This is a genomic window from Aquimarina spongiae (assembly GCF_900141785.1).
In the GTDB taxonomy this organism is placed as follows: domain Bacteria; phylum Bacteroidota; class Bacteroidia; order Flavobacteriales; family Flavobacteriaceae; genus Aquimarina; species Aquimarina spongiae.
Genome location: NZ_FQYP01000001.1, coordinates 235,940 through 261,041 on the forward strand (window position 1 = coordinate 235,940; position 25,102 = coordinate 261,041).

The 25,102-nt window shown below is 36.1% G+C and carries 17 protein-coding genes and 1 tRNA gene; 12 read left to right on the forward strand and 6 right to left on the reverse strand.

What is annotated here, in order from left to right; translation table 11 throughout:
* Positions 1-10: 10 nt before the first annotated feature.
* The 9 genes from BUE24_RS00990 to BUE24_RS01030 all read left to right on the forward strand — a co-directional run bounded on the left by BUE24_RS00990 (position 11) and on the right by BUE24_RS01030 (position 18,249).
* Entirely contained in the window at positions 11-2,116 is a 2,106-nt protein-coding gene (locus BUE24_RS00990; protein ID WP_244548100.1) for a fibronectin type III domain-containing protein, read from the forward strand.
* Positions 2,117-2,191: 75 nt separating this feature from the next.
* Entirely contained in the window at positions 2,192-5,551 is a 3,360-nt protein-coding gene (locus BUE24_RS00995) for a T9SS type A sorting domain-containing protein (RefSeq protein ID WP_073312691.1), read from the forward strand.
* Positions 5,552-5,569: 18 nt separating this feature from the next.
* Complete coding sequence (locus BUE24_RS01000; RefSeq protein ID WP_073312693.1) at positions 5,570-6,919, forward strand: PKD domain-containing protein; 1,350 nt, start codon at positions 5,570-5,572, stop codon at positions 6,917-6,919.
* A gap of 85 nt (positions 6,920-7,004) precedes the next feature.
* Positions 7,005-9,152, forward strand: a complete 2,148-nt coding sequence (locus BUE24_RS01005) for a fibronectin type III domain-containing protein (RefSeq protein WP_211483299.1) — start codon at positions 7,005-7,007, stop codon at positions 9,150-9,152.
* A complete protein-coding gene (locus BUE24_RS01010) occupies positions 9,152-9,592 on the forward strand; it encodes a hypothetical protein (RefSeq protein WP_073312697.1) in 441 nt (146 codons plus the stop codon). The genes BUE24_RS01005 and BUE24_RS01010 overlap by 1 nt, the downstream gene beginning before the upstream one ends.
* Positions 9,593-9,628: 36 nt before the next feature.
* On the forward strand, positions 9,629-14,398 hold the full coding sequence (locus tag BUE24_RS01015) for a hypothetical protein (RefSeq protein WP_139241887.1): 4,770 nt from the start codon (positions 9,629-9,631) through the stop codon (positions 14,396-14,398).
* A gap of 3 nt (positions 14,399-14,401) precedes the next feature.
* Complete coding sequence (locus BUE24_RS01020) at positions 14,402-15,085, forward strand: hypothetical protein (protein WP_139241888.1); 684 nt, start codon at positions 14,402-14,404, stop codon at positions 15,083-15,085.
* Positions 15,086-15,269: 184 nt separating this feature from the next.
* Positions 15,270-15,704, forward strand: coding sequence for a lipocalin-like domain-containing protein (locus BUE24_RS01025; RefSeq protein WP_084549348.1), 435 nt, complete (start codon positions 15,270-15,272; stop codon positions 15,702-15,704).
* 169 nt (positions 15,705-15,873) lie between these two features.
* Complete coding sequence (locus tag BUE24_RS01030; protein ID WP_073312704.1) at positions 15,874-18,249, forward strand: hypothetical protein; 2,376 nt, start codon at positions 15,874-15,876, stop codon at positions 18,247-18,249.
* A gap of 62 nt (positions 18,250-18,311) precedes the next feature.
* Here BUE24_RS01030 and BUE24_RS01035 read toward each other — a convergent pair.
* Positions 18,312-18,385: transfer RNA gene (locus tag BUE24_RS01035), tRNA-Met, on the reverse strand.
* Positions 18,386-18,574: 189 nt separating this feature from the next.
* On the opposite strand from BUE24_RS01035, the gene BUE24_RS01040 reads away from it, so the two are divergent.
* Together BUE24_RS01040 and BUE24_RS01045 are read left to right on the forward strand one after the other, a co-directional pair.
* Entirely contained in the window at positions 18,575-18,967 is a 393-nt protein-coding gene (locus BUE24_RS01040) for an START-like domain-containing protein (RefSeq protein ID WP_073312706.1), read from the forward strand.
* 60 nt (positions 18,968-19,027) lie between these two features.
* On the forward strand, positions 19,028-19,876 hold the full coding sequence (locus BUE24_RS01045; RefSeq protein WP_073312708.1) for an aminotransferase class IV: 849 nt from the start codon (positions 19,028-19,030) through the stop codon (positions 19,874-19,876).
* Here the strand turns inward: BUE24_RS01045 and BUE24_RS01050 are convergent.
* From BUE24_RS01050 to BUE24_RS01070, 5 genes are all read right to left on the reverse strand, one after another.
* Positions 19,873-20,433, reverse strand: coding sequence for a YqgE/AlgH family protein (locus tag BUE24_RS01050; RefSeq protein ID WP_073314385.1), 561 nt, complete (start codon positions 20,431-20,433; stop codon positions 19,873-19,875). The two genes, BUE24_RS01045 and BUE24_RS01050, sit on opposite strands and share 4 nt — an antisense overlap.
* Before the next feature lie 136 nt (positions 20,434-20,569).
* On the reverse strand, positions 20,570-20,842 hold the full coding sequence (locus BUE24_RS01055; protein ID WP_073312710.1) for an HU family DNA-binding protein: 273 nt from the start codon (positions 20,840-20,842) through the stop codon (positions 20,570-20,572).
* A gap of 187 nt (positions 20,843-21,029) precedes the next feature.
* Positions 21,030-21,977, reverse strand: a complete 948-nt coding sequence (fmt, locus tag BUE24_RS01060) for a methionyl-tRNA formyltransferase (protein WP_073312712.1) — start codon at positions 21,975-21,977, stop codon at positions 21,030-21,032.
* Positions 21,978-21,981: 4 nt separating this feature from the next.
* Positions 21,982-23,883: a RecQ family ATP-dependent DNA helicase gene (locus BUE24_RS01065; RefSeq protein ID WP_073312714.1), complete on the reverse strand. Its 1,902-nt coding sequence runs from the start codon at positions 23,881-23,883 to the stop codon at positions 21,982-21,984.
* Positions 23,880-24,443 (reverse strand): AAA family ATPase, encoded by a 564-nt coding sequence (locus BUE24_RS01070; protein WP_073312716.1) that lies wholly within the window; start codon positions 24,441-24,443, stop codon positions 23,880-23,882. The genes BUE24_RS01065 and BUE24_RS01070 overlap by 4 nt, the downstream gene beginning before the upstream one ends.
* Before the next feature lie 179 nt (positions 24,444-24,622).
* Between BUE24_RS01070 and BUE24_RS01075 the strand changes: the two genes are divergently transcribed.
* Positions 24,623-25,084, forward strand: a complete 462-nt coding sequence (locus BUE24_RS01075; protein WP_073312718.1) for a (2Fe-2S)-binding protein — start codon at positions 24,623-24,625, stop codon at positions 25,082-25,084.
* The last annotated feature ends 18 nt before the right edge of the window (positions 25,085-25,102 follow it).

Consider the following 25,102-nt stretch of genomic DNA (forward strand, 5'->3'; position numbering starts at 1 on the left):
AAAGAAAGAATTGATCAACCCTAAAAGAACATATTCGAGTTTCATATCAGATGTACGCATCGCGTTTATCTTATTTATGGTTTTTGCTGTGTCTCATGCTCAACAAGCAGAGCAAATACCAGAAGTCATGGTTATGGCTAGAGTACAAAAGGATAGAGTGCTTTTGCGTTGGGGGACCACTACACCTGTATCCTGGTTACGGGCCAATAAATATGGATATGTTATAGAACGATACACAATTACCCGTAATGGAGTTTTGGTAGATCCACCAGAGAGTAAAAGTCTTACAGGAACAACCTTACTTCCGCTTCCTTTGGAGAATTGGGAACAAGAAGTAGAACAAAATGACAATGCAGCTATCATGGCGCAAGCATTGTATGGTGAAAGTTTTGAGGTAGAAGAAATGCAAGGTGGCCTGGCACAAATTATTAGTAAATCAAAAGAAATCGAACAACGCTTTTCTTTTGCACTTTTTGCTGCAGATTTGGATTTTAAAGTGGCTAAAATGGGAGCTCTAGGATTTGAGGATACCGATATCAGCCCCAACGAGGAATATTTGTACAAGATTATTCCGAAAATACCTGGGGAGATTCTTAAAGTGAAATCAGGGATTGTTAGTGTTAAAATTAAAGAACCAGAACCTTTACCAAAACCAATTGATGTCATCGCTGTTCCTGATGATAAAAGCATCTTGATAACTTGGGAGTACGCCATGTTTAAACCCATCTATAATGCTTATCACGTAGAGCGATCAGAGGATGGGAATACTTTTGCAAGATTAGGGGACACTCCTTTGGTGAATTTGAATGATAAACCTGGTAGTCCGGCACGTAGAATGTTTTATGTGGATACATTACCGCAAAACAATAAACGATATTATTATCGAATCGTAGGGATTTCTCCATTCGGAGAAGAAGGAACTCCATCTGATGTGGTATCTGCCGAAGGAGCTAAAAAATTGACATCTGTTCCTCATATCTCTCGATATGAGTTTAATAATTCTGGTGGCGTAGTATTGAATTGGGAGTTTAAAAAAGAATCCGAAAGTGAAATTTCTGGTTTCCAACTCAATTGGGCTGCTCAGGAAAAAGGACCTTATAGAACAGTGCAATCCAACATTCCTGCTTCTAGCAGAACGACAACATTTACGAATCCAGAACCTTCAAACTACTTTAGGATAGTGGCTCTGGGTAAAAATAATCAAAAGGCTACTTCTTTGACCTCTTTTGTACAAGCGATAGATTCAATTCCGCCAAAAATGCCGATAGGATTAACAGGAGTAGTAGATTCTTTGGGAGTTGTGAATATCAAGTGGGAAGCAAATACAGAAAAAGATTTATTAGGATATCGTGTTTTTCGTGGCAATTTGGATGCCGAAGAATTATCACAAATCACTGTAGCTCCAATTTCTAAAAACACCTTTGTGGATACCGTACAGGTAAAATCCTTGAACGATAAAGTATTTTACCAGATTGTAGCTGTAGATAAACGGTTCAATATGTCTGATTATTCTGAAAAACTAAGTATTAAAAAGCCAGATGTTGTGCCACCATCTTCACCGGTTTTCAAATCTTATAATCAAAAAGAAGAAGGAGTTCTTTTGCAATGGATTAATAGCAGTAGTCAAGACGTTTTTCAACATAAGTTGTATAGGCAAAAGGTAAATGAAGCCAAAAAAGGTTGGCAGGTGATTTTCCAAACAGATACGATTACTAGCTATTTGGATACCGATGTAGGTTCTAATATAAAATATCGGTATGCTATCTTTGCGGAAGATGAAAGTGGCTTATTATCAGCTCCTTCTACTCCAGTTACTATAACCAGTAAGAAAGATGTGAAAGAAGAACAATTGATAAAGGGGTTTTCTGTAGTTGCTGATAGAACAAACAAAAATGTAATGATATCCTGGCGTAAGATGCCAGAAGAGGTTACAGAGATAACCGTATATAAGTCAAAAAAGGAAGGTAAGCCTGTTTTGTTTAAACAAATGCCGAATACGATGAATAGAATTGTTGATAATGCTGTGTCACCAGGTAATACATATGTATATAGCCTTAAAGTGATCACAAAACAAGGAAATCATTCTAAGGTAGAAACAAAAGAAGTCGTGTTTTGATATGAAATTTGAGAATAAGATAGAACAAGATAATGTGGGGATCATAATTGATTTTATGATGAAAAAGATAAACTAATGAAAAAGTTATTCACTATATTTTTACTTTGCTTTTCTGGCGTCGTACTGGCACAGGAAACGGTGGTGAAAATAACTAATTATAATTATAGTTCGAGCTTTAGGGATCGGCGTTGTGGAGAGACAATTAGATTAACCGCTTTTTATGTTGGAGGAGGAGAAGAGATATTTGTAGATGTGTCTAATGATGCTGCTAGAAACTATACCGGAGGTACTTATCGATTGAATGGTATTGTGGAACGAGTAGAACTATATGCGTTTGCCAGAGATGCGAGAAACCAAGGTATTGGTACAACTTGTAGAAGAGGTAGGAATGTAGAAGATACACAATCTAGAAATACACCAATGGACCCCTGTTCTTCTGCTTTTTATAATATTGTGCATTCTAATAGTAACGATGTTTCCCAAAGTGTAAATTTCACACTGGACGCGGTTCCTGTCCCTGCGGTATCGAGAGCCACAGCATCGGATCGTGTAGGGTTTGAAGACCCTTTGACTATAAACTCCTCTGCAGGGTACAATACTTCGGTATACAATTGGCAATATGGATTTAATGGAACTGATTGGTTTGAATTACCTATTCCAAATGCGCAAAATCCTACGTTTACTTTAGAGGATTTTTTAACTGAGGCTGTGATTGGTAATACAATTTTGTTCAGAATAAGAGCTTGTAATCAGGAATCGTCTAATGTAGTTTCTTACGTGGTTCGTAAATCTGCCCCTCATATTATTGGGCAACGTACAAGAGATGTAACCTGTTATGATTCTATTGATGCTAGCGGAAATGGTGATGGAGAGATCATATTGACTTTTGATCGAGCTTTAGATCCCGCTTTGGATAATGTAAGTTTCTCAGTGATCGACTTGAGAACTAATAGTCCCGTAAAAAATGTAAATAACATCGATACATTTGGTCCTGGTAATACCTTTACAATAGATGGATTACCTGCTAGTACACCAGGTTTTGGCTTTAGAGTAGATATACTAGGTTTTTATAATGGGATAGAATATTTTACAGAAGCACCTAATCATACGACCACTTTTGAGATTGATCGCCCGACTCCTGTAGCCTTTGTAGGAGAGCCTGGTAATGATGCAAATCATGTAGATGTTTGGTGTTTTGGAGGTAGTGATGGGACCATTGATTTAGAAGCACAAGGTGGTGTTGAAGGATATGAATATCTAATCCGTGTACAAGGAGAAGTATGGGATGAAACACAATGGACGGCTTTTGCAGGAAGGTTTACGCATACAATTCAAGGGCTTCCAACAAATACCTATGAAATAAGAATAAGAGATGCTAACGAATGTGAAGCCAAAGAACAAATCAATGTTGCAGGAGAGATAAGATTAGGGGATATCATTGTAAAAACGGTAATTATAGATCAGCCTAGTGAAGCACTAGACGTTGAATTCTCGTTAATCAATGAACCCAGAGCGTTCGGGTTTGAAGATGGTAGAATTAGAGCCAGAATTTTTGGAGGAACTTCAGAAAGTGATGGTTCTTATGTGTTTGAATGGAGAGATGCCTCTGGAGCTACATTAAGCACTATAAATACCAATGTGTTACCAGCCAATGAGGGTTACGAGGTGATATTACATTCTGTAGGCGAAGGTACATATACCTTAAGTGCTTGGGATACCAACTTTAATAGTGCCACGGACAAGGATGGATGTTTCTTTATTAATGCAAGTTATACCTTGGAGCAACCAGATCCACTACAGGTGCAAATAGATATTTATAATCCTATTTCTTGTCATATCGAAAATGAATATAACGACGGGGTAGATTTTAATGATCCATTGGGGATACCAGATCAATTTCAAGACGGAGCCTTAATTGCTACGGTTACCGGAGGTGTGCCTTTTGATAAATTTGCGAGCGCAGTAGGGCAATGTAGATCAGACTTGAGGAGATATTGTTATCGTTGGAAAAAGGAAATCAATGGAGTTTGGCAGGATATTGCAGTAAACGACAGTATTATCAATAATTTGAGTGTTGGTAATTATGCACTCAATGTAGAAGATAGTAATGGAATTGTTTTGGGTACTTATGAGGCTTATAACTTACCGGATGGATCACAAGAGTACAGACTTACACAAGCCATAGATTCCACCAGATTTTTACCGCAACCAGATCGGTTAGAACTTTCTTTTGATCGCACCGTAGTTACCTGTGCCAACGGAGATGACGGAGAAGCAACAGTATTTGTTCAGGGAGGTACAAGCCCTTATACGTATGAATGGAGTAATGGAGAAACGACACCTACCATTACTGGTTTGATAGGAGGGACATATTTGGTGTTTATTACCGATGCGAAAGGCTGTCAAATTGAAGGTAGTATACTCATTGATCAACCTAATGGATTAGAAATAACGCCAGTGATTGAACGTGCACCAACCTGTTTTGAAGGGAATGATGGACAAATAGATATTAATGTTACCGGAGGTAACCCTCCATATACTTACTTGTGGAGTACAGGAAGTACTGGAACGAGTATAAGTGGTCTGACTGAAGGAAGTTATAGTATTGAAGTTACCGATCGCAAAGGTTGTAAAGCTTTTTATCAATCAAATCTTGTAGACCCAGATCCAGTTTTTGTAAACCTGGAACCACAAAGATCACTTTGCCAGGATCAATCGGTACTATTGGACATTACTATCGATGATCTGGGAGCTGTATATTCCTGGAGCAGTGATAATGGATTTTCAAGTGCCGAGAGTAATGTAGAATTAACACAAGCAGGGAGATATATTGCCACGATCACTACAAGTCTAGGGTGTATCGGTATAAGTGAAATTAATATTGATGTGTTTGATACCCCAATTGATTCAGACTTTTTGATTACCACACAAGCTTTTACAGGCGAGGAGGTGATTTTGGTAAACGTGAGTGATCCTATTGGTGAAAGTGTAGACTGGACCATCCCCGATGGAGTTGAAGTGGTATCCATGACGAATGAGCAGTTGATATTAGTTTTTGAAGAAGAAGGTGCTTACGAAATTAATCTTAGATCTTATCAAAGAGATTGTTACCAGGATTTTATGAAGACCATTTTGGTGCAGCCAGCTATAGAGTCGCCAGATCCTGCGGGGCCACAACAGGACTTTATTCAAGAGTTTATTGTATTTCCAAACCCTAATTCTGGGACCTTCAGAACGCAAATTAGTTTGGAAGAAGATTCTAATATTTCGCTTAAAATTATTAGTCTGATGTCCGGAGTAACTTTGCATGAACGCACAGAAAAGGATAATCGAGATTTTCTTTTGGATTATAATGTGAGTCTTCCAACGGGAGTGTATTTGTTACTGCTGGAGACCCCAAAAGGATCAGAAACTAGAAAATTGGTATTTGAATAAGATAGTATACAAATTGAAATGAACAGAATAATTAAAATAATAACCCTTCTAGTATTTGCTGCTTGTGCTCGCGAAGAGGCAGTTCCGGTTATTGTTGATTTCGATTTTGAAGTTTTTAATGATGATTTTTCCATCCCGGTACAGATCGTGTTTTTTAATCGTACTGAGGGGGCAGAGGATTACGAATGGCGTTTTGAAGGTGGAGTTCCTTCAAGATCTGTAAATCGCAACCCTGGTGTTATACAATACGATAGCAAAGGAAATTTTGAGATAGAATTGATCGCTACTAACCAGGATGGATCCAGAGATAGTAAAATCATTGAAATACAAATCGATGATCCCGTGATTATCGATTTTGAAGTGACCAATGTAGATGATAATTTTTCTCCGGCAGCGTTTTCGATTCAAAATAACTCTACAGGAGCAGATAGTTTTGTGTGGACTTTTGAAGGGGGACAACCTGTAAGTTCCACTTCGGAAAATCCGGGAAATGTTGTTTTTACAGAGCCAGGGGAACATAGAATTACTTTGGAAATTAGTAATGGCCGTGAGACATTTACCCAGGAAGAGGTAATCACTGTTGAACCATTTCTGGTTGCAGATTTTACTGAAGAAGTAGCATTTGATGATGATGATTTTCAAATCCCAGCAGTGATGCAGTTTACCGATAATTCGGTAAGTGCAACATCGTATCAATGGCAGTTTGAAGGAGCTTCAATTACTACCTCTTTAGAGCAAAACCCTAATGTTACTTTTGTGAGTGAGGGGAACCATAGGGTTACTTTAACGGCTTCAAACGGTAAAGAAACACAGACAATATCCAAAGTATTTCAGTTTTTTAGAAATACAAATCTTAGAGAACTTAATGACGTGGTATTGGGAATCAATACTGCGCATAATGCAAATACAAGAGGAAGTTTTTATAGTATAGCGGATCGAACCGTATATACTGCAGAAGAAATAACCACTGATATAGCTGATCAAATCGACTTGGTGTTTTTTGGTTTGAGTAACACCTTTAATCGTAATCGATTTGTAAGCCCCGATGATTTATCAAGTACCACTTTTGATGCGTTGGCAAATGCTAAGCAAACCAAATTTATTAATTCTCAGGAATTATGTAATTGTACGGCTTCGCTTTCTGTAAGTGAATTTGATAATATGCAAGATGATACGTTGTTAAACGGATTGACCATTACCGAAACACCTGGTGGTTTACAGGATTTTGATAATAGCATGGTGCTAAGAATTGTACTTTTTGAAACGCAAGAAGGAAAAAAAGGTGCTATTAAAGTAAAAGAATTTATTGATGATGGATCAAATTCATACATCATAGTTGATATTAAGGTTCAGAAAGCAACCCGATAGGATTGCTAATGAAAGTAGTTCACATAGCGATAATTTTATGTACAAAAAGGCTTTACATACTCTAATTATACTCGTTACATTGTGCTTGACCTCCGTCAATGCGCAGGTTTTTCCTGTTAATGTAAATCCACAAGTCATACCTCCCTATAGTCTTCGATTATCAGAGTATGGTACTTCTATTTCTGAAAAACTGTTGGTGAATTTATTGCTTACCGATATTAATGAATCTAATCGTCAGGTGCGACTCAAGTTTTTTGTAGAAAGTAATGGTGGGGTATCCATACAGAGTAATGACGTAGTGATAGGTGCACCACCCATTTTTCTTGAAGGTGGAATACCGCTTCGATTGAGTAATGTAGATTTAAGAGCCTATTTTCAGTTAGAGAATTTGCAAGGAATAAGTCCGCAGCAATACAACCTTCCTTTACCAGAAGGGTTTTACCGTTTTTGTTTTGAAGTGTACGATGCACAATCGGGCCAGCAAATTTCGCGTAAAAGCTGCACAGCGGTGTATCTTGTATTGAATGACCCACCAATTTTGAATGTTCCAAATAGAGGAGAGCAGGTGTTGATGCGGGATCCTCAAAATATTATTTTTCAGTGGACACCAAGACATCTTAATGCTACCAATGTTGAATATGAGTTTACATTGGTAGAGATTTGGGATAATCAAATGAATCCGCAAGCCGTTTTCTTGTCAAGCCCACCTTTGTATCAAACCAATACCTTTGCTACTACCTTGTTATATGGTCCAGGGGAAACTCCTTTACTTCCTGATAAAACCTATGCATGGCGAGTTCGGGCTATGGTCAGTGACGGAATCAGTGAAACATCGGTTTTTAAAAACGATGGGTATAGCGAGATTTATCATTTTACGTATTCTGGAGCTTGTTCTGAACCCGAATATATCTTGGCTGAAGCCAAGAGTACAACCAGCGAAAAAATTCTTTGGCAGGGTGTTGATCACATACGATATAATATTCAATACAGAAAAAAAGATACAGAGAATGCCGTTTGGTTCGATACAGGAACAGTAAATGAAAACGGAACCATTTATAATCTGGAACCAGGAACTACCTACGAGTTTAGAGTAGGGGGACAGTGTTTGGATAATGGCCCGTTTACGTATTCTCAGATTTATGAGTTTACGACGATAGTACTTCCTGAAGAGACTAACACTTATAATTGTGGGATAACACCGGAAATTGTTATCACAAATCAGGAACCTCTAGAAACTATGGTGATCAATGATGTGTTTACAGCAGGAGATTTTCCGGTAACGGTAAAACAAGTCGATGGCCAAAATGGTTCCTTTACAGGATGGGGGTATATCGTAGTCCCTTATCTTGAAGATACCAGAATTAAAGTTGATTTTAGTGGTATTAGGATTAACACAGATTACCAATTGATAGATGGGGTTGTAGAAACTGATTATGACGAAAACTGGGGAGGTGTCGATGATATTAGTAATGAAATAGATGCCATCGTAGACTTGACTACGGGAGGAATACTGGATATCCTGGAGGATATAGCCGATCGATTACGAGAAGGAGAATTAACAGGAGAGGATAGAGAGGCATTATTAGAAAGAATCGAAAGAGACTTGCCCGAAGATGAAATTCGAGAGTTGGAAGAGTTAGATCAGCAAATTACAGCGTTAGAAGAACAGTTGGAGCAGGCAGAAACCGAAGAAGAAAAAGAAGAGATTCAAAATCAGATTGATCAGTTGAATCAAAACTTTGCAGACCAATTGGATCAAATTAAAGAGGAAATTGTTGATTTAATTGTAAAAGCAATCGAGAAGTACTATTCGCAGAATAGATCTCAGGAGGAAAAACTTATCGCAGATTATGATGCTATTTATAGTTTTTCTTCTGATGACACCACTGGAGGTGACGAATCAGACCTGGACGAAGTGTTTGAATTTGAATTTGAAGGCGAAACTACTGTAAATACAGTACCAGAAGAGTTTACTCAAATATTTGATGTGCAGGAAAAGTTTCATTTATACTTCTTTTCAAAATCTATAGCAGAAAATGTTGAAGACAAAGAATGGATACGGTCTTTTGTAAGCAAAGCATTAGAAACAGATGTAGATCTACCAAAAATTCTTAAAGAATCTCAGGATAGTGGAGACTCTGAAAATAGAATCATTGATCTCTTAATAGAAGGAATTGAAAAAGCTTTAAAAGGTTTAATCGATAATTACAAATACAAGTATTTCGGACAGTAATGCAAGTGCACCAAACTCAAAAATATACACTAAATAGCGAACTGAACTTTATTGTTTATGGCAAAGATACCGAACATAAACATCCTAATAATGCCGCTTTATTGGATGCTGATGGTAAAATGATATACAGTATTGAAGCACCATTTTTTAAGTCTGATCAGATGATTAATGGTGTTAAAAACGAAGAGTACTCGACTCCAGAAAGAGAAGTTTGGGTGATTCATCCTCATAAGGAGAAGGTCAAAAATTTTTGGGGTAAAGTAATCGATGAAAAACCGATGATGGGATATATCGACAGGTGTAATGGAATGAAACATATGGAAGGCAAAGAGTATGCAGAAATTGTAATCTCTGATGGTGCAATGTATTTTGAGTTACAGTATTTGGATATCAAAACAGGCGTATTTACTGAGCATGTAAAATGGGGAGGTAGATATTAAGAATGATTATAAGAAATTGAAAATAAAATGAATTTTATGTCTGGAACTTGTTATAATAAAATAAAGAGCTATCTCTTGATACTCTTATTTTCTATAGTTTCATCTTTGGGTATTTATGCTCATGAAATTTCGCCGATTGGTAAAACCAAATTTAAAACCATAGAGGAAGTAAATATTGGAATTGCTAATCAGTTAGAATATTTAATTCAGTTCAATAAGACCAATAAAGTAAACAATAATAGCCAAAACAATTGGTACGTTTATGTGGTGGGAGATGATACTTTCAATCCCAATATGGTATCGGATTATGTAGAAGATCAATTTGATTTGAGTGATATCGGATTGGACAAAACTCCTGTAAACATTCAGGAATTGAACCAAAAATTGGTTGAAATCAATAAGAAATTAGGAGAAAAAAATGCTCCCCTAATATATTTTGGTGTTGCCAACAAGAAAAAAGCTATTGCAGCTCCTTTTTTTCCGTTCGAAAATAGATACAAAGTATCCACAGCGACTACTACCGAACTTAAGGACTTTTATCAAAGAGCTTTTAATGGTCCTTTGAAAGGAGATAATAGTGCTGAGGCAGGACAAACCTATAATGCACTTAAGGATTTTTTCAAAAAGGACGGGGAGGCTGATCAAAGTAAAAAAGCGCTAATTCAACAAACCCTTAATAAAGCCGGTGGAGAAGGAGCAGTCGCTTTGTCTAGTTATTATTTTGCAATTGTAAAAGGAGACAAGGGAGATCAAGTAGGTAAAGCAAATATCTCCTGGTGGTCATTTTCAAACTATTTGTTAGGATCCAATGTAGAAAAAATAGATAAGGATTTACTTAAAGCGCATTACGCAAATCTTTCCAGTACTAGCGGAAATAAGAATTACAAAAAGATTAATGCCTGGTTCAACTACTTATCTGATGCTGATCTACCTGAATCTCAATTCCTGGAAGAGCTCTTAAAAGGAATGATCAACAATAGCAAGTGTTCAACATTAAGTGTAGATGAAGGAACTAGTCAAAAGAATAAGTTTGTAGAAGCGGTTAATTCTGAAGATGTAGATAAGATCGTTGATGCAACGAGAAAACTGTGTTCTGATGTACTTGAAGATATTGATTATGCCACTATCATTAAAGCGATCAAAACAATCGCCAAAAAAACGATAAAAGAGAAACAAGAGGCAGTTATACTCTATCTTCTTCATAATATAGATAACAAAGATTATGCAAAGCTATTTGCTGATTTTAGAGGGGCAGACGGTAAGAACGAATTGTTGCGCACTCTTTTACAGGAAATGGATGATCGCTCCATCAATCCATTCGATGGAGATAATTATACTTCGTTTATTGGAGCCTTACTTTATATTGGTAACCAGAATCAAGGAGAATACTTAAAGAAAGAAAGAGGGTATTTATTAGAGACCTTTTTGTTGGCACAAAGAGATTTTGAATGGAGTAAGATCCCCATTGCTAAAGCAATTACAGATGTTCTAAGTTTTAATATAGATACAGATGATGCTGCGTTCGAGAGTTTTCTGGTAGACAATGAATATGAAGAGCTACTCAATCTGTTGCAGTTTTTAACCTGGGATGTTGTTGCCCAAGACCAAAGAAACTTAAGGCAAGTTGGTGATGCTTTGGGAGAGTTTTTTGCAGCTCGAAAAAACCAGGAGGTTTATATCGAACTCCTCGAGATAGCCTTTAATAATAAGAAAGTAGACTTTTTTGTAGATCCTATGCGTCGACTTAGGATCGGAGAGTTGATTCTTAGGATGTTTGGGAATGTTCCAGAAGACTCCTCTGAAATCTATGCGTACCTTACTGGAGAGGATTTAAAAAATTTAAAAAACATCATTGAAGAGACTTCGGCTCAGGATTACGAATTGTATGCTGATGTGTTTTACGAAGGGCTTACCAAAATTTTGGATGCCCAAGAAGACATCCCAACTCGAATCGCTTTAGCAAAATGGGCGATAGATAATGACTCTGTTTTTAATGGGGTTCATGAAAATATGATTGTTAATGTTTTCAAGAACATCGAAGATAGCGATGACAGACAAACGATTTACAATTTTCTTACCTACAAAGATGGTATTCTAGGGAATGGAGAAAAAACTTACGAATACTTCAATAAAATAACTGCAGAAGGTGTTTTAAGTGGAAATGATCTCCAAATTGAGTTTTTAAACTATTACATAAGCTTGATTTTAGAAGGTTTTGGAGATGTTAATGACCGTATTGCTATCATCAAGCATGCGATTTCAAAAGGTGATGATTGGAGTTGGTTCTGGTTCTCGGATACCGAGGACGTTATTTCTTCAATGTTTACGGATATTACTCCAGGAGATGCTGAGACCATTGTAAAAGAGCTAAAAGCTAATAATAATAAACTCTTTACAGAAATCTGGGAGATCCTTCAGTCCAAAAATTGGTGGGCTGCTGTGGATAGTGATAATGAGCGTTTTGCCAATTTTGTAGTTAACCTGGCTCGGGTTTTACAACTTTCTCAACAAGAATTGACTTGGCAGCGAGAGAATTACGAAAAATACCTTGATGAAAAACAACAGTACCTTACGACCGACAAACCAAACAAAATAGATGAGATCAAAGGAAATTACTTGCCTATGGCTAGAGCTAATTTCTTTGGTAGTACGGATGGTAATGATTTTGATCTCGATGCCGAAGTTGATTTTTCTAAAGCCAATATTAAGATACATCTGGAAATAGAAGATCATAAGGTGATGGATCGCTCTTTTGATCCTTTTGAGTACATTTTTGTGGAATTTGTTGAGGATACCAAGATCAATAATTCGGTACAATTTAGCAAAGGAGATATTATTGGTGTTCCGGCATTCTATATAGCATGGATGGACGGTAGTATAGGAGCACAGCAAAACTCTGTGGCCGCTCGTGTTACCCTCGATGGGATTGTGATTGTAGCTTCTGCAATTGCTATTGCTGGATCAGGAGGAGCATTAACACCGGTAGCGATGGCGGCAATAGCTGAAATCTTTTTTGCTGGTACAGATGCTGCGATTGCTATTTATAAAGAAGAGATGGGCGAAGCCTTGGGTACCGATTTCGTAAATACTCTTGAAATTGCCAATATGGTATGGGGATTAGCCAATTTACCTTCCGCTTTATCAAGTCTGCCAAAAGGTTTGGTAAAACTTAAGAAGGGAGCAGGTAATTGGTATGATTTGGCAAAAGGAATGACCTTTAAAGCTGGAGATAACTTATCTGGGATTACCGTAGATGTCAAAAAGTTCATAACGGCATTACCGGATATTATTAAGGAACTCAAGAATAACCCCACCGCTCGAGCGCAATTATTTAAGAAAATTTCAGATTTAGAAAGTAATCTAAGAACTAAAATAGCAGGATTAGGAGCCAATGCTTCTCAAAAGATCAAAGATGTACATCAAGTTGCAAAAGAGATGGCATTTGCATTCTATTTGGATAAAATGCCAGATGCCTTTAAGACTGTTATTAATGCTTTGCCAAGTGCGAAACTAAAGCAGAACATTGTTAACAAATTACTGGTATACTCTTTTGAAGGCAAAACTATTTTTAAACTTTCTCCAGATGGTATTTTGCAGGATATCAAGATTTTTAAAGAGGCAGAAAATTATAATGATGTTGTAGGTAGTTTTAAAGCTTCTGTAAAAGTAAAAGGAAAGGTATATCCTGAAAATATAGAAGTAGTTAAAAACTATAAAGGAGAACCTATTTTCAGGCCTAAGTTTGAAGAAGGTTTTGTTAGACAAGGAGATCTTATCAACGAATTACACATACGTAGTGGTAATAGTCCACCGTACATGAACGGTACCGATGTAACAGACTATACCATACCAGTAAAAGAAAAGTTCTATGTGGTAGAATATAAAACTACCCAAAATGTTCCGGGAGGTTTTGGATCAAACAAGAAAATTACCACAATTGAAGAATTACGTTACGAACTAGCAGTTCTTGAAGATTGGAAAAACCCCGCGGTAGATGAAATTGTTGTTCGTGAATACGAAGCATTAAAACCGATACAAACCCGAAGCGGAACCATAGGAGCACAAAAAGAAATTAGTGGACCTAATGCAGGACAAAATTATCCAGGAGGAGGCCATCAATATGAGTTTGTAGAGAACTGGAGGGCAAAAGATCCCAAAAGTTATATGAAGAAGATTGATGAGCTAAAATTGATTAGCAATGCTACAGGAGATATCTCAGAAACTCTAAAATCTGTAAAGGATAAGTTGCAATGGTCGGATAATGATATTAATAGAATAGTTGCTAATCTCAAAAAAGTACAAAATAGCGAAGAATTGATTCCGTTGACCAATGGATTAATTAATTCGAATATCGATGATCTTCCTAAATTAAAAGGAATCAAAAGAGTCTTGAGTGACATTAAGCAATCTAACCAATTAGATAATGCAGGTCGATTTATTACCCATACTTTTACCGATTTTGAGGAATTGCTGAGAAAAGGTTTAAATGCTTTATTAGAACCTGATGGATTTGACGAAGCTGTTGATATTATTGTAAAAAATACAGGTGGGATACCAGATGATCTATATCAATTGAAAGCAACCGGAGTTAACAAGTTTTCAAGCAATATAAACAAAGCAATTTCATCTTTGGATAAAGTATCAGGGGATTATAACAGAGTAGCTAGAATATGGGTGCATAATGGATCTCAAACTGATGTGGTAAATATGTTACCAACATTAAAAGAATTACATAAAGAAAGTAAAGTAGCTATTGAAATACGTTTTGGGAGTGACTTGAATTACTATAATTTATTAGACTTGTAAATCATGATGTATCAGTTATATAGAAAAAATGATGAGACATTTATTGTTCTAATAGCCCCCAACACTATTGGAGAGTGGTATTATGATCTTGATGGGTACAATGTTGAGGTAAAAGAGAATGATTGGGCTTTGGTTTTTGATCAATTAAGGTTGTTCTTTAAACTTGTACAAAACAACAATATAGTTTTGAAAGAGTTTTATATAAATTTTAAAGATTTTAAACAAACTATCTCAAGTTTGGAAGACCTAGATAAGGTTATTGAGTTATTTATGATCAATAAATACTATAATGCAAAGGATGGTTTTGATATCAAATGTGTTGGAAAGTGTCCAATAACTAATGAAGAAAGCTTAGATTGTGAATTGTTTGGTGTAGAGTTAAAAAGAAACAACTCGGTTTCAATGTCCATATACACTAGAAATTTGTGTTATCTACCTCATAATCCTATTACAAAAAGTAAACAATATGAAGTTTGGAAGCTCAATGCACCAAGACTAGCGAGGTCTTTAGAGAGTTTTAATACCAAAACTACTCTTTCATTGATAATGGAAGGAGAGTATTGGAAAAATGGTGGGGCTTTCAATGATAAACATCCATTTTATTTAATGAATACTTCCATTGATGGTGTAGAAGACCCTGATTGGGATGAGTTTTATATGCCCTTTGAAATCCTGGAGGATAGTTAGCGAATAGTCACCTGGTTTTATTGCGATATGGGATCTTACTACGGTACTTTTAAACGGATTATTAACTTGAATCATAATTTTTAACATAAAATAAAGACAAATGTAATTTATCACAAAAATGCACGTTCTATTTGGTGATAAATAACAAATTCAACCTTAAAACTAAACTTAAAACCCAAAACAAATGAAAAAATCATTTTTAGTATGTTTTTTGCTAACAACGTTAATGCTAGTATCATGTGGTAGTGATGATGATGGAGGAATTAATAATTCCCTCATAGGGACCTGGAAACTAACCAATGCGGCGGAAGGTGATGGAACTCCTATCATGTTACTGGATTGTGAGGAAAACACAACATTTACGTTTACAGAAAACATGTTTACCAGAAGAAGTTTTGAAGCAAATCAAGATAGAACCGATTGCTTGCCTGTAGAAGAAAGTACAGCTACATACAGAACCAATGGTAACCTGATAGAACTTTTGGATGCCGATGGTAATGTTATTGTTCCTACAGAGTCGCAATTAAGCTTTGCTGTTGCAGCAGATGTTATGACCATTCGCGATACCGATCCTGGTACTGGTAATGTGGTTTTGGAACTTGTGTTTGCAAGACAATAAAAATCAAATTAGAATTTTCTAGGTGAAGAAAAACGCAAAAAAACCACTTGAAGAAAGTGGTTTTTTTGCGACAATTTGCTTTTTTAATACTTTCGGGCACTCAAAAATATATGGCGATAGAAGCGATGCTTACTTTGACTTTTAGTGATCATTAACAAATACTTTTTATTTGAGAAAATTACTACTAGTACTACTACTTTTTCCTATGCTATCCAATGCTCAAACATTGGACTACGAGACTATTACCCGTAGTAAACCTATCAAGGTAAGCGGGCAATTTTCTGCCAGCACCGTTTATTATAACTCTAATCAGAACGCAAATCGAGAGCCTTTTACATACTTTCTCCAAGGTGCACTGAATATTAATATTTATAGCTTTTCAGTACCCATATCCTACAGTTTTTCAAATCAGGGAGAAGAATTAGGGTATCAGCTTCCTTTTGATTTTAATCGTATTAGTATCCATCCAAAATACAAATGGATAACAGGTCATATTGGTACAGTAAGTATGACCTTTTCTCCATACACCTTAAATGGTCATCAATTTACGGGGGGTGGAGTAGACTTAACTCCTCCGGGTTCATTCAAAATAAGCGCAATGTCGGGGCGTTTACTTCGTGCTACTAATGATGATGAAGATCCCAGGACAATTCCCGCATTTAATAGAATGGGATACGGAATTAAAGCTCGTGTTGAAAAAGAAAAGTACAAGCTAGGTATCATTGGTTTTTATGCCAGAGATGATCAGAATTCTATAGATTCTATTCCTGAAGCCAAAGGAGTATTACCTCAAGAAAATTTGGTGCTAAGTGTAGAAGGAGAGGTGAAACTAGGGCAAAGTTTTAGTTTACAGGCAGAGTATGCTTCTACAGCCATTTCCAAAGACACCAGAGCCGAAGAGATAGAAAATCCGGGAATTTCTCCTTTAGGACTATTGTTTAATAATAGGGCTTCGACTGAATATTACAATGCTCTTAGAACGCGTTTAGGATATGCACAAGGAAGAGTGTCGTTGGGGATAGGGTATGAGCGTATAGATCCAGGGTATGAGACGCTAGGAGCTTATTTCTTCAATAATGATTTTGAGAATATTACTCTAGATGCAACCAATAGCTTTTTTAGGGATAAATTGACTTTGGCGATTAATATTGGTTATCAAAGAGATGATCTGGATAATCTTAAGGCAAATAATACCAATAGATTTGTAGGATCAGCTAATGCTACATTGGCAGTTTCTGAACGTTTAAATCTGGTAGGATCGTATTCGAATTTTACTACATTCACAAATATTAAACCCAACCAGTTCGACGATATCAATGATGCGGATTTAATAGACGAACAAATTGAAAACCTGGATTATAGACAATTATCTCAAACTTCTACCTTAACGGTGAATTATGTGCTATCCAACAAAAAGAAATCCAAACAAAACTTAAACGTAAACTATTCCTTGAATGATGTAGCCAATGAACAAGGTGGAATTGTGCGATTGGGTGATGCATCAACATTTCATAATTTGAATGTAGGACATACGATTAATTTTTCTGAAACTAGCTTTACCATTACTTCTGCTTTTAATGGAACTTACAACACTATTGGGAGAGAAGAATCCTTTACTTGGGGACCGACAGTTAGCCTAGGGAAACGGTTTTTTCAAAAAACATTAAATACCCGATTTTCTACTGGATATAACAGCTCGAATAGCAGGGCTTCGACGGTAAACGTTGTCAATCTTAGAGCATCCGCTACCTATACCCTTAAAGAAAGGCATAATTTTAATCTAAATGCGATACAATTATTCAGAGATCGTGGAGATGATAACCTACTAAGTGAGTTGACAGCCACTTTTGCTTACAATTATGTTTTTGGTTTGAAAAAACCAAAATTCAATTTTAAGAAGAGAGAAAGAAAGCCAAAAGTAGAGAACGATTCTATAAAAATTCAATATCGTAAATATCGTTTTGAAGGGCTACCAACCGAAATTACTCCAAGATTGTTGGAGCTTCCAGAGAAAGAAGGTTTTGATCATATCATTAAAAAGAAAAAGGGCAAGATAAATAATCTGGCAGAACAATTGGTAGAAACTCAAGAAAAAGAGAAGAAAGTCTACAAAGAGATTGCGATCAATTATTTGAAAGAAATGGATACCTATCTCGATTTTGCCGAATTTTACAATGAAAAAATCTATGATTCTTATTTGAGACTGTTGAAAGAGGCTAGAGAAATTGATCGAGAAATACGAGATGAATATATTATCATTAGTGCCAAAATTAATAGTGCAGAAGAAAAAGACCCTGATGATTTAAAAATGCAAAGCTTATTGGAAAAACGGTACGAAGCGCACACAAAATTGTTGAAATCTTTAGAAAAGTGGAAGTTGAAACCTGAGGATATTGAAAATCCTGAAGGTGATATCAAACAGTTGAAGAGGCAAAATGCAGCGACCGTATTCGAGATGTATCAAAACGAGGATTCTGAAGATCAAATTGTTAAGTTCTTGGAGATACAATTAGCGGATATATTCCATAAATTACTGAAAGAGTAATAAGGATCAAGGAGAGGAGAGAAGAAAAAGAAAAAAGGTTGTCTTAAGACAACCTTTTTTTGTAGCGAGAGCGAGACTTGAACTCGCGACCTCCGGGTTATGAATCCGACGCTCTAACCAGCTGAGCTACCTCGCCATGATTACTATTTTGGTTTGAGTTTGATAAACAATCTTTTTATAAAGTCACGCTAGCAACTCAAACGCGGGTGCAAATATAAAAACAAAATACATTGACGCAAACAATAATGCATATTTAATTTTTTTTTCATTGTACTTTTAAAGTCGACAATTAATCTATATATTGGCTTATCAACAATTAATGATTATGTCTGAGAAAACTAAGTATGAACTTGAATTTGTGGTACAATCTTCGCCACAATTGTTATATCAATATATTTCAACTCCTTCTGGGCTTTCCGAATGGTTTGCCGATAATGTAAACTCAAGAGGAGAACTGTTTACTTTTATTTGGGATGATTCTGAAGAAGAAGCCAAGCTCTTAAGCCGTAAAAGTGGTGAAAGAATTAAATTTAGATGGGTAGAAGATGAGGAAGAAGGAAACGATTATTTTTTTGAATTGCGTATTCAAGTAGACGAAATTACCAAAGATGTATCTTTGATGGTTACCGATTATTCTGATAGTGATGAACTGGATGAGAATAAGATGCTTTGGGATAACATGATTAGTAATCTTAAACATGTGCTAGGATCGGCATAAACTTCTTTTTTTATATAAATTTGCATTGCCCATAAAAGATAGTATTTATGGGATTTCTTTATGGTAAATAGTAATGGAAATTTGGTAAAAGATAATGAAGCTCTTTTACCAATTGCAAATCGAGGATTTGCTTACGGTGATGCGTTATTCGAAACGATAAGAGTTAATTCTGGAGAGATTTTATTTTGGGAAGATCATTATTTTAGATTAATGGCTTCGATGCGGATTTTACGCATGCAGATCCCAATGAAGTTTACTCCAGAATTTTTGGAAAAAGAAATTAAAGATTTGATCAAGATCAATGACCTTGATGAGATATCGGTGCGGATTAAAATTACTGTATACCGAGATGCCCCAGGATTGTATACTCCTACAAGTAATGAGGTGAACTATATCATTTCGGCGTCAAAACTAGAAACAAGTTTTTACACACTCTCTGAAGAAAAAAATGAAGTTACTCTTTTTAAAGATCATTATGTTGTGGCAGATCTGATATCTACCCTTAAAACAACTAACAAAATTACCAATGTGTTAGCAGGTATTTTTGCCAAAGAAAATGGATTTGATAATTGCTTATTACTCAATTCTAATAAGATGGTTATTGAAGCAACTAATGGGAATTTGTTTCTGGTGAAAGGAAATACTATAAAAACACCACCATTAGAGGACGGTTGTTTGAAAGGAATTTTAAGAACTCAACTGTTACGGATTCTCGAAAAACTGGAAGATTATGTAGTAGAAGAAGGATCTATTTCTCCATTTGAACTACAAAAAGCCGATGAGTTGTTTATCACCAATGTGATTTCAGGAATTACTCCTATCACCAATTTTAGAAAAAAGGAATATACTACAACTACCAGTAAACGGTTATTGGGTATTTTAAATTCTAGAATTAGACTAGGAGCCTAGTTATAGGTAGGATTCTCTGGTGCGTTAGACCATAACATATATTCACCACCAAGTTCGATCATCTTTTCTTTCCAGAAGGTGTCATAGGATTTTCCGAAGATATTCTTTTGATAATCGTTTTCAACAATAACCCAAGAGTTGGCTTCAAGTTCTTGATTAAGTTGCTGGGATCCCCAACCTGAATACCCTAAGAAAAATCGTATTTCTTGTGGTGTAATTCTATTTTCGGAAATCAATTGAGAAACTACTGTAAAGTCTCCTCCCCAGTATATACCACCAGAGATTTCAACACTATTTGGAATTAGATCAGGTATTTTATGAATGAAATACAAATTGTCTTGTTCGACGGGTCCACCATTGTAAATTTTAAAATCAGATTCAATTTCTGGAACCAAATCAGAAAGAAGATATTCAAGAGGTTTATTCATTATAAAACCAATCGACCCTTGTTCACTATGATCAGCAAGTAAAACAACAGAACGATTGAAAGAAACATCACCGATTATAGAAGGCTCTGCAACTAAAAGATGTCCTTTTGATGGTTGGAGTGATATCATGCGCTGGCTTTCTTTATCACTTAAAGCTAAATAATTATTTCTAATAATCAAAGCCCAGTGAGGCCTTTTTATGGGAAGGCATAAAAAAAAGCTCCCTGGAATAGGGAGCTTTTTTAATTTTATCGAAACTAACTGATTAGTTTACTGATTTTGATAAATCAGCACCAGCCTTAAACTTCACAACGTTTTTAGCAGCGATTTTGATAGTTTTTCCAGTTTGTGGATTTCTACCTTCTCTTGCAGCTCTTTTAGAAACTGACCAAGATCCAAAACCAACTAAAGAAACACGTTCTCCTCCTTTAAGAGTTTTTTCTACGCTTCCTAAGAAAGATTCTAAGGCTTTTTTAGCCGCTGCTTTAGAGATTCCGGCGTCAGCTGCCATTGCATCGATTAATTCTGTTTTGTTCATAATTCTGTTTTTAAATTAATTGTTGGTTAAACCAATCTTTATGTTAAACGCTCTACAAATTTATACGGATTTATCATTCATGCAAGGATTAGCCCAGTAAATACAAGGATTTGTTGATAACTCAAGGTGATTGTTAATAAACACGTTAAATTTTTGTAGTTTTTTTATTACCAATTTCATGTGAGCCTTATAACATTCGGGCGTCCCTAAAGAAGTTATACCCATTTAAAAGGGCTTTGGCGTCCATAGCCTTCTTTCCAGGTAGTTGAAGTTTGTCAATTAAAATATATCCATCTCGAACAGCTACTTTAATTTTTGAGTCTTCAACTATGATTTTTCCAATGTCAAAATTGTTGGGCTCTACTACCGAACTTACTCCATATATTTTTACATTTTCTGTCTTTCCATTATTATGCAGCTCAGACCATGCAGATGGATAAGGAGACAAACCACGAATAAGATTGTGTATAGTGCTCAAATCCTGATGCCAATCGATCTTGGTGTTTTCACGGTTAAGTTTGTAAGCAGTTTTAAATCGTTCTTCTTTAGGTTGCGATATAAGACGTATATTATCATTTTTAATTGCTTGTATAGTTTCTTCTACCAACAAGGCTCCTTGTACCATAAGTTTGTCATGTAGTGTCCCAGCTGTATCATTTTCTTCGATAGCTACTTCTTCTTGAAGGATAATCTGACCAGTATCTATTTTCTCATCGATAAAGAATGTAGTAATGCCGGTTTTCTTCTCTCCATTAATAATAGCCCAATTGATTGGTGCTGCACCTCTATAATCGGGCAGTAAAGAAGCGTGAAGATTAAAAGTACCGTATTCAGGCATATCCCATACCAATTTAGGTAACATACGAAACGCTACCACAATATTGAGATTTGCGTTTAGTGCTTTTAACTCTTCTAAAAACGTTTCGTCCTTTAAATTGGTAGGTTGTAATACTTTTAGATGTTTTGATTGGGCATATTCTTTTACTGCAGAAGCTTTCAGTTTCCTTCCTCTACCTGCAGGTCTGTCTGGCGCCGTAATAACACCAACCACTTCGTGATTGTTGGCAATAATCTGTTTTAGAGTCTCGACAGCAAAATCGGGAGTCCCCATAAATACGATTCGTAATGCTCTCATTATTTTATACTAGTTGATACTTATTATTATCATTGATCTTAATGATCTGATGTTGATTCATTTCTTGTAATATCTTCAGAAGAAGTTGTTCAGGATATTCAAGGGTAGTGGTCAATTCCCTTGAAGATAATTGTTTTTCTCGTAATAACCTTATAATATGTTCCTGTATTTTGTGGTGATCATATTTTTGCTGCCCTTGTTTCAGCCTTGTGCAATAACTACAAATTCCACAATTCGTAGAAGTTTCTTCTCCAAAATAATGTAAGAGCAAATTGCTTTTACATGTCGATTCGTTTTCAGTATATCGAATTATAGCCTCTACCTTTTTTGTCTTAGAAGTATTTTGTGCAGTAATATAGGGTTGTATGCGATGTATGGTTCTTTCATCCTCTCTTGGAACTAAAAAAATGATTTCGGCATCAGAACGTTTGTAATTAAACTCCAATAATCCCACTTCTTTAAGTTTTTGTAGTACAGAAATAACCTCTTGCTCAGGTTTTTCAATTTTTGAAGCAATAAAGGGAATATTGATTTCTACTTCTTCGTCAAAAATTCCACCATAGGAGCGCAGTATGGCTTTCATAGTTAACTCGCAATCCGGATGGTTATCCAGATAATCCAGCAAATGATTTCCGGTAGTAGTAATGAACAAGCTACTTTTTTTTGTAAAACGTTGCATAAAACGTAGCACGCCACAGCGATCCAGTAGTTGAAGCGTGTTGTAAGTGGTTAAAGTATTTAGATCATACGTTTTACAGAAGGAATTAAATTCGAATTGATGCGAACTTTGTTCACCTTCTCCATAAGGGATCTGAAAATAGTTGCACAGTTTACGATATACTGTTTTTACAGTTTCAGTATTAGGAAGTACCTTGATAAATTGATTATATAGACGATTAGCATCATTATCACTTTTTAGAACAAAAGCGTAAGAGGGTTCTCCATCTCTACCCGCTCTTCCAGCTTCTTGAAAATAACTTTCAATGCTCTCTGGAAGTGTATAATGTATAACGGTACGAACATTTGATTTGTCAATTCCCATCCCAAATGCATTGGTGGCAACCATAACTCTAATATCTTCTTTCATCCATTGATCAAATCGCTGGGTCTTTTGCTCGTTCGAAACACCACCGTGATAATAAGAGGCGGTATAACCCGATCGATGTAGTACCTCACTCAACTCAACAGCAGATTTACGATTTCTTACATATACAATGGAAGAACCAGGATATTGATCCAAAATTTGTTTTAAATGAAATATTTTATCATTTACACTTATCACATGGTAAGCCAGATTGGATCTGTAAAAAGACTGTTTGAAAATTTTTGGTTGAAAAAGATCCAGTTCCTTGATAATGTCTTCCCGAACACGTTCTGTAGCCGAAGCAGTTAAGGCTACCATAGGAACAGTAGGGTGTAGGGTCCTTAGTATTGCAATTTTGCGGTAAGTAGGCCTAAAGTCGTTACCCCATTCTGAAATACAATGTGCTTCATCAATCGCAATAAGATTGATGTTCATTTGTTTTAGCCGTTCCTTTACAATATCCTGTTGTAAACGTTCTGGAGATAAGTAGAGAAATTTGTAGTTACCATAAATACAATTATCCAGAAGGGTATCTAGTTCTGTATATTTGATTCCGCTAGGAAGGGCTAAAGCCTTAATACCTTTGCTTTGAAGTCCTTTGACCTGATCCTGCATCAATGCTACTAGGGGAGATATGACCACACAGATTCCTTCTTTTATAAGGGCAGGTACTTGAAAACAAATGGATTTACCTCCACCAGTTGGGAGTTGAACAAAAGTATCCTGACCTTCGAGAATAGCATCAACAATATCTTCCTGAAGTGGCCTAAAACCATTGTGATTCCAATATTTTTGTAGTATTTGTAACGGAGATGCTGTCAATCTAATTTTATGGTGTTAAGAATAAAATTGTTGCGTTCCTCAACTGTTCCAAAAGGAACTTCTATACAATTGTATCCTAATTTGGTATAGGTATTTACTAAATGATGATGAATGTCTTGTGCTTGTTCGAAAGTTTCGAAGCGCTCTTCGTCGGTCACATAGATTTCTTTCCACGGAGGCAGTATAAATATATGATCGTATACATATTTTTTACTTTCGTTGATAAAATGATCCTCATACGATTGCCCAAAATAATCCATGTAAGCGAGAACGTCGGGGATACCCCTGTCATAAAATAAAACCTTGTCCTGCTTGTCGCCTGCATCAACAAATTGCTTTATTCTGGCATTAAGTATGGTTGTATTGAATTGGTAAGGATCAGAAACGGATACAATGGGATTAGAAACGATACTATCTGATCCATTGGTTAGTTTAGCTTCTTGAGTCATCGCTCGAATAACTTCATGAAAACAAAAAAAATGAGATGCTTCCAGTTTTAAAATGATAGAGGTTTTACCTGTACCGGGCGCTCCTGTAATAACTATTCTTTTCTTTGTCAAAGGAATGATTTTGATACAAATTTCGGAATTATAAAAGGAATATGAAAATACTATTAACAGAACTATAAAGGTCTGTTAAAGTTGAATTTCTCAAGATTATTTTTTACTACCTTCAAATGCTATTGTCTCTAAATAGCCTTATTTAGACTAGTTAAAAACTAACACTAAAATTAAAACACATGCCGGTTTACAATCTAAAAATTAATGGAAAGTCTCATTCCGTAGAGGCCGATCAGGATACACCTCTACTTTGGGTGCTTAGAGATCATTTAAACATGGTAGGAACCAAGTTTGGCTGTGGTATTGGTCAATGTGGTGCTTGCACTGTGCACGTTGACGGATCCGCAACAAGAAGTTGCCTACTACAGGTATCTAATGTTGAAGAAATGGAAATTACTACGATCGAAGGAATTTCTGAAGATGGTTCACATCCTGTACAACAGGCATGGAAAGAAGTGGATGTACCACAATGTGGATATTGCCAGGCAGGACAAATTATGTCTGCTACAGCCTTTCTTAATGAAAATAAGAATCCTTCCAAATCGGAAATTAGAGATGCTATGAGTGGTAATATCTGTAGATGCGCATCATACAATAGAATCGAGAGAGCCGTAGAGCAGGCTGCAAGTAAAATGAGCTAACCCAATAAAACCAACAAC

What these genes read in the sequence shown, in the direction of transcription:
- BUE24_RS01025 (WP_084549348.1), top strand. Translation starts at nt 15,270, where the DNA reads ATGAAAAAATCATTTTTAGTATGTTTTTTGCTAACAACGTTAATGCTA.
- BUE24_RS01020 (WP_139241888.1), top strand. Translation starts at nt 14,402, where the DNA reads ATGATGTATCAGTTATATAGAAAAAATGATGAGACATTTATTGTTCTA.
- BUE24_RS01015 (WP_139241887.1), top strand. Translation starts at nt 9,629, where the DNA reads ATGTCTGGAACTTGTTATAATAAAATAAAGAGCTATCTCTTGATACTC.
- BUE24_RS01045 (WP_073312708.1), top strand. Translation starts at nt 19,028, where the DNA reads ATGGTAAATAGTAATGGAAATTTGGTAAAAGATAATGAAGCTCTTTTA.
- BUE24_RS01040 (WP_073312706.1), top strand. Translation starts at nt 18,575, where the DNA reads ATGTCTGAGAAAACTAAGTATGAACTTGAATTTGTGGTACAATCTTCG.
- BUE24_RS01010 (WP_073312697.1), top strand. Translation starts at nt 9,152, where the DNA reads ATGCAAGTGCACCAAACTCAAAAATATACACTAAATAGCGAACTGAAC.
- BUE24_RS01075 (WP_073312718.1), top strand. Translation starts at nt 24,623, where the DNA reads ATGCCGGTTTACAATCTAAAAATTAATGGAAAGTCTCATTCCGTAGAG.
- BUE24_RS00995 (WP_073312691.1), top strand. Translation starts at nt 2,192, where the DNA reads ATGAAAAAGTTATTCACTATATTTTTACTTTGCTTTTCTGGCGTCGTA.
- fmt (WP_073312712.1), bottom strand. Translation starts at nt 21,977, where the DNA reads ATGAGAGCATTACGAATCGTATTTATGGGGACTCCCGATTTTGCTGTC.
- BUE24_RS01055 (WP_073312710.1), bottom strand. Translation starts at nt 20,842, where the DNA reads ATGAACAAAACAGAATTAATCGATGCAATGGCAGCTGACGCCGGAATC.
- BUE24_RS01050 (WP_073314385.1), bottom strand. Translation starts at nt 20,433, where the DNA reads ATGATATCACTCCAACCATCAAAAGGACATCTTTTAGTTGCAGAGCCT.
- BUE24_RS01000 (WP_073312693.1), top strand. Translation starts at nt 5,570, where the DNA reads ATGAACAGAATAATTAAAATAATAACCCTTCTAGTATTTGCTGCTTGT.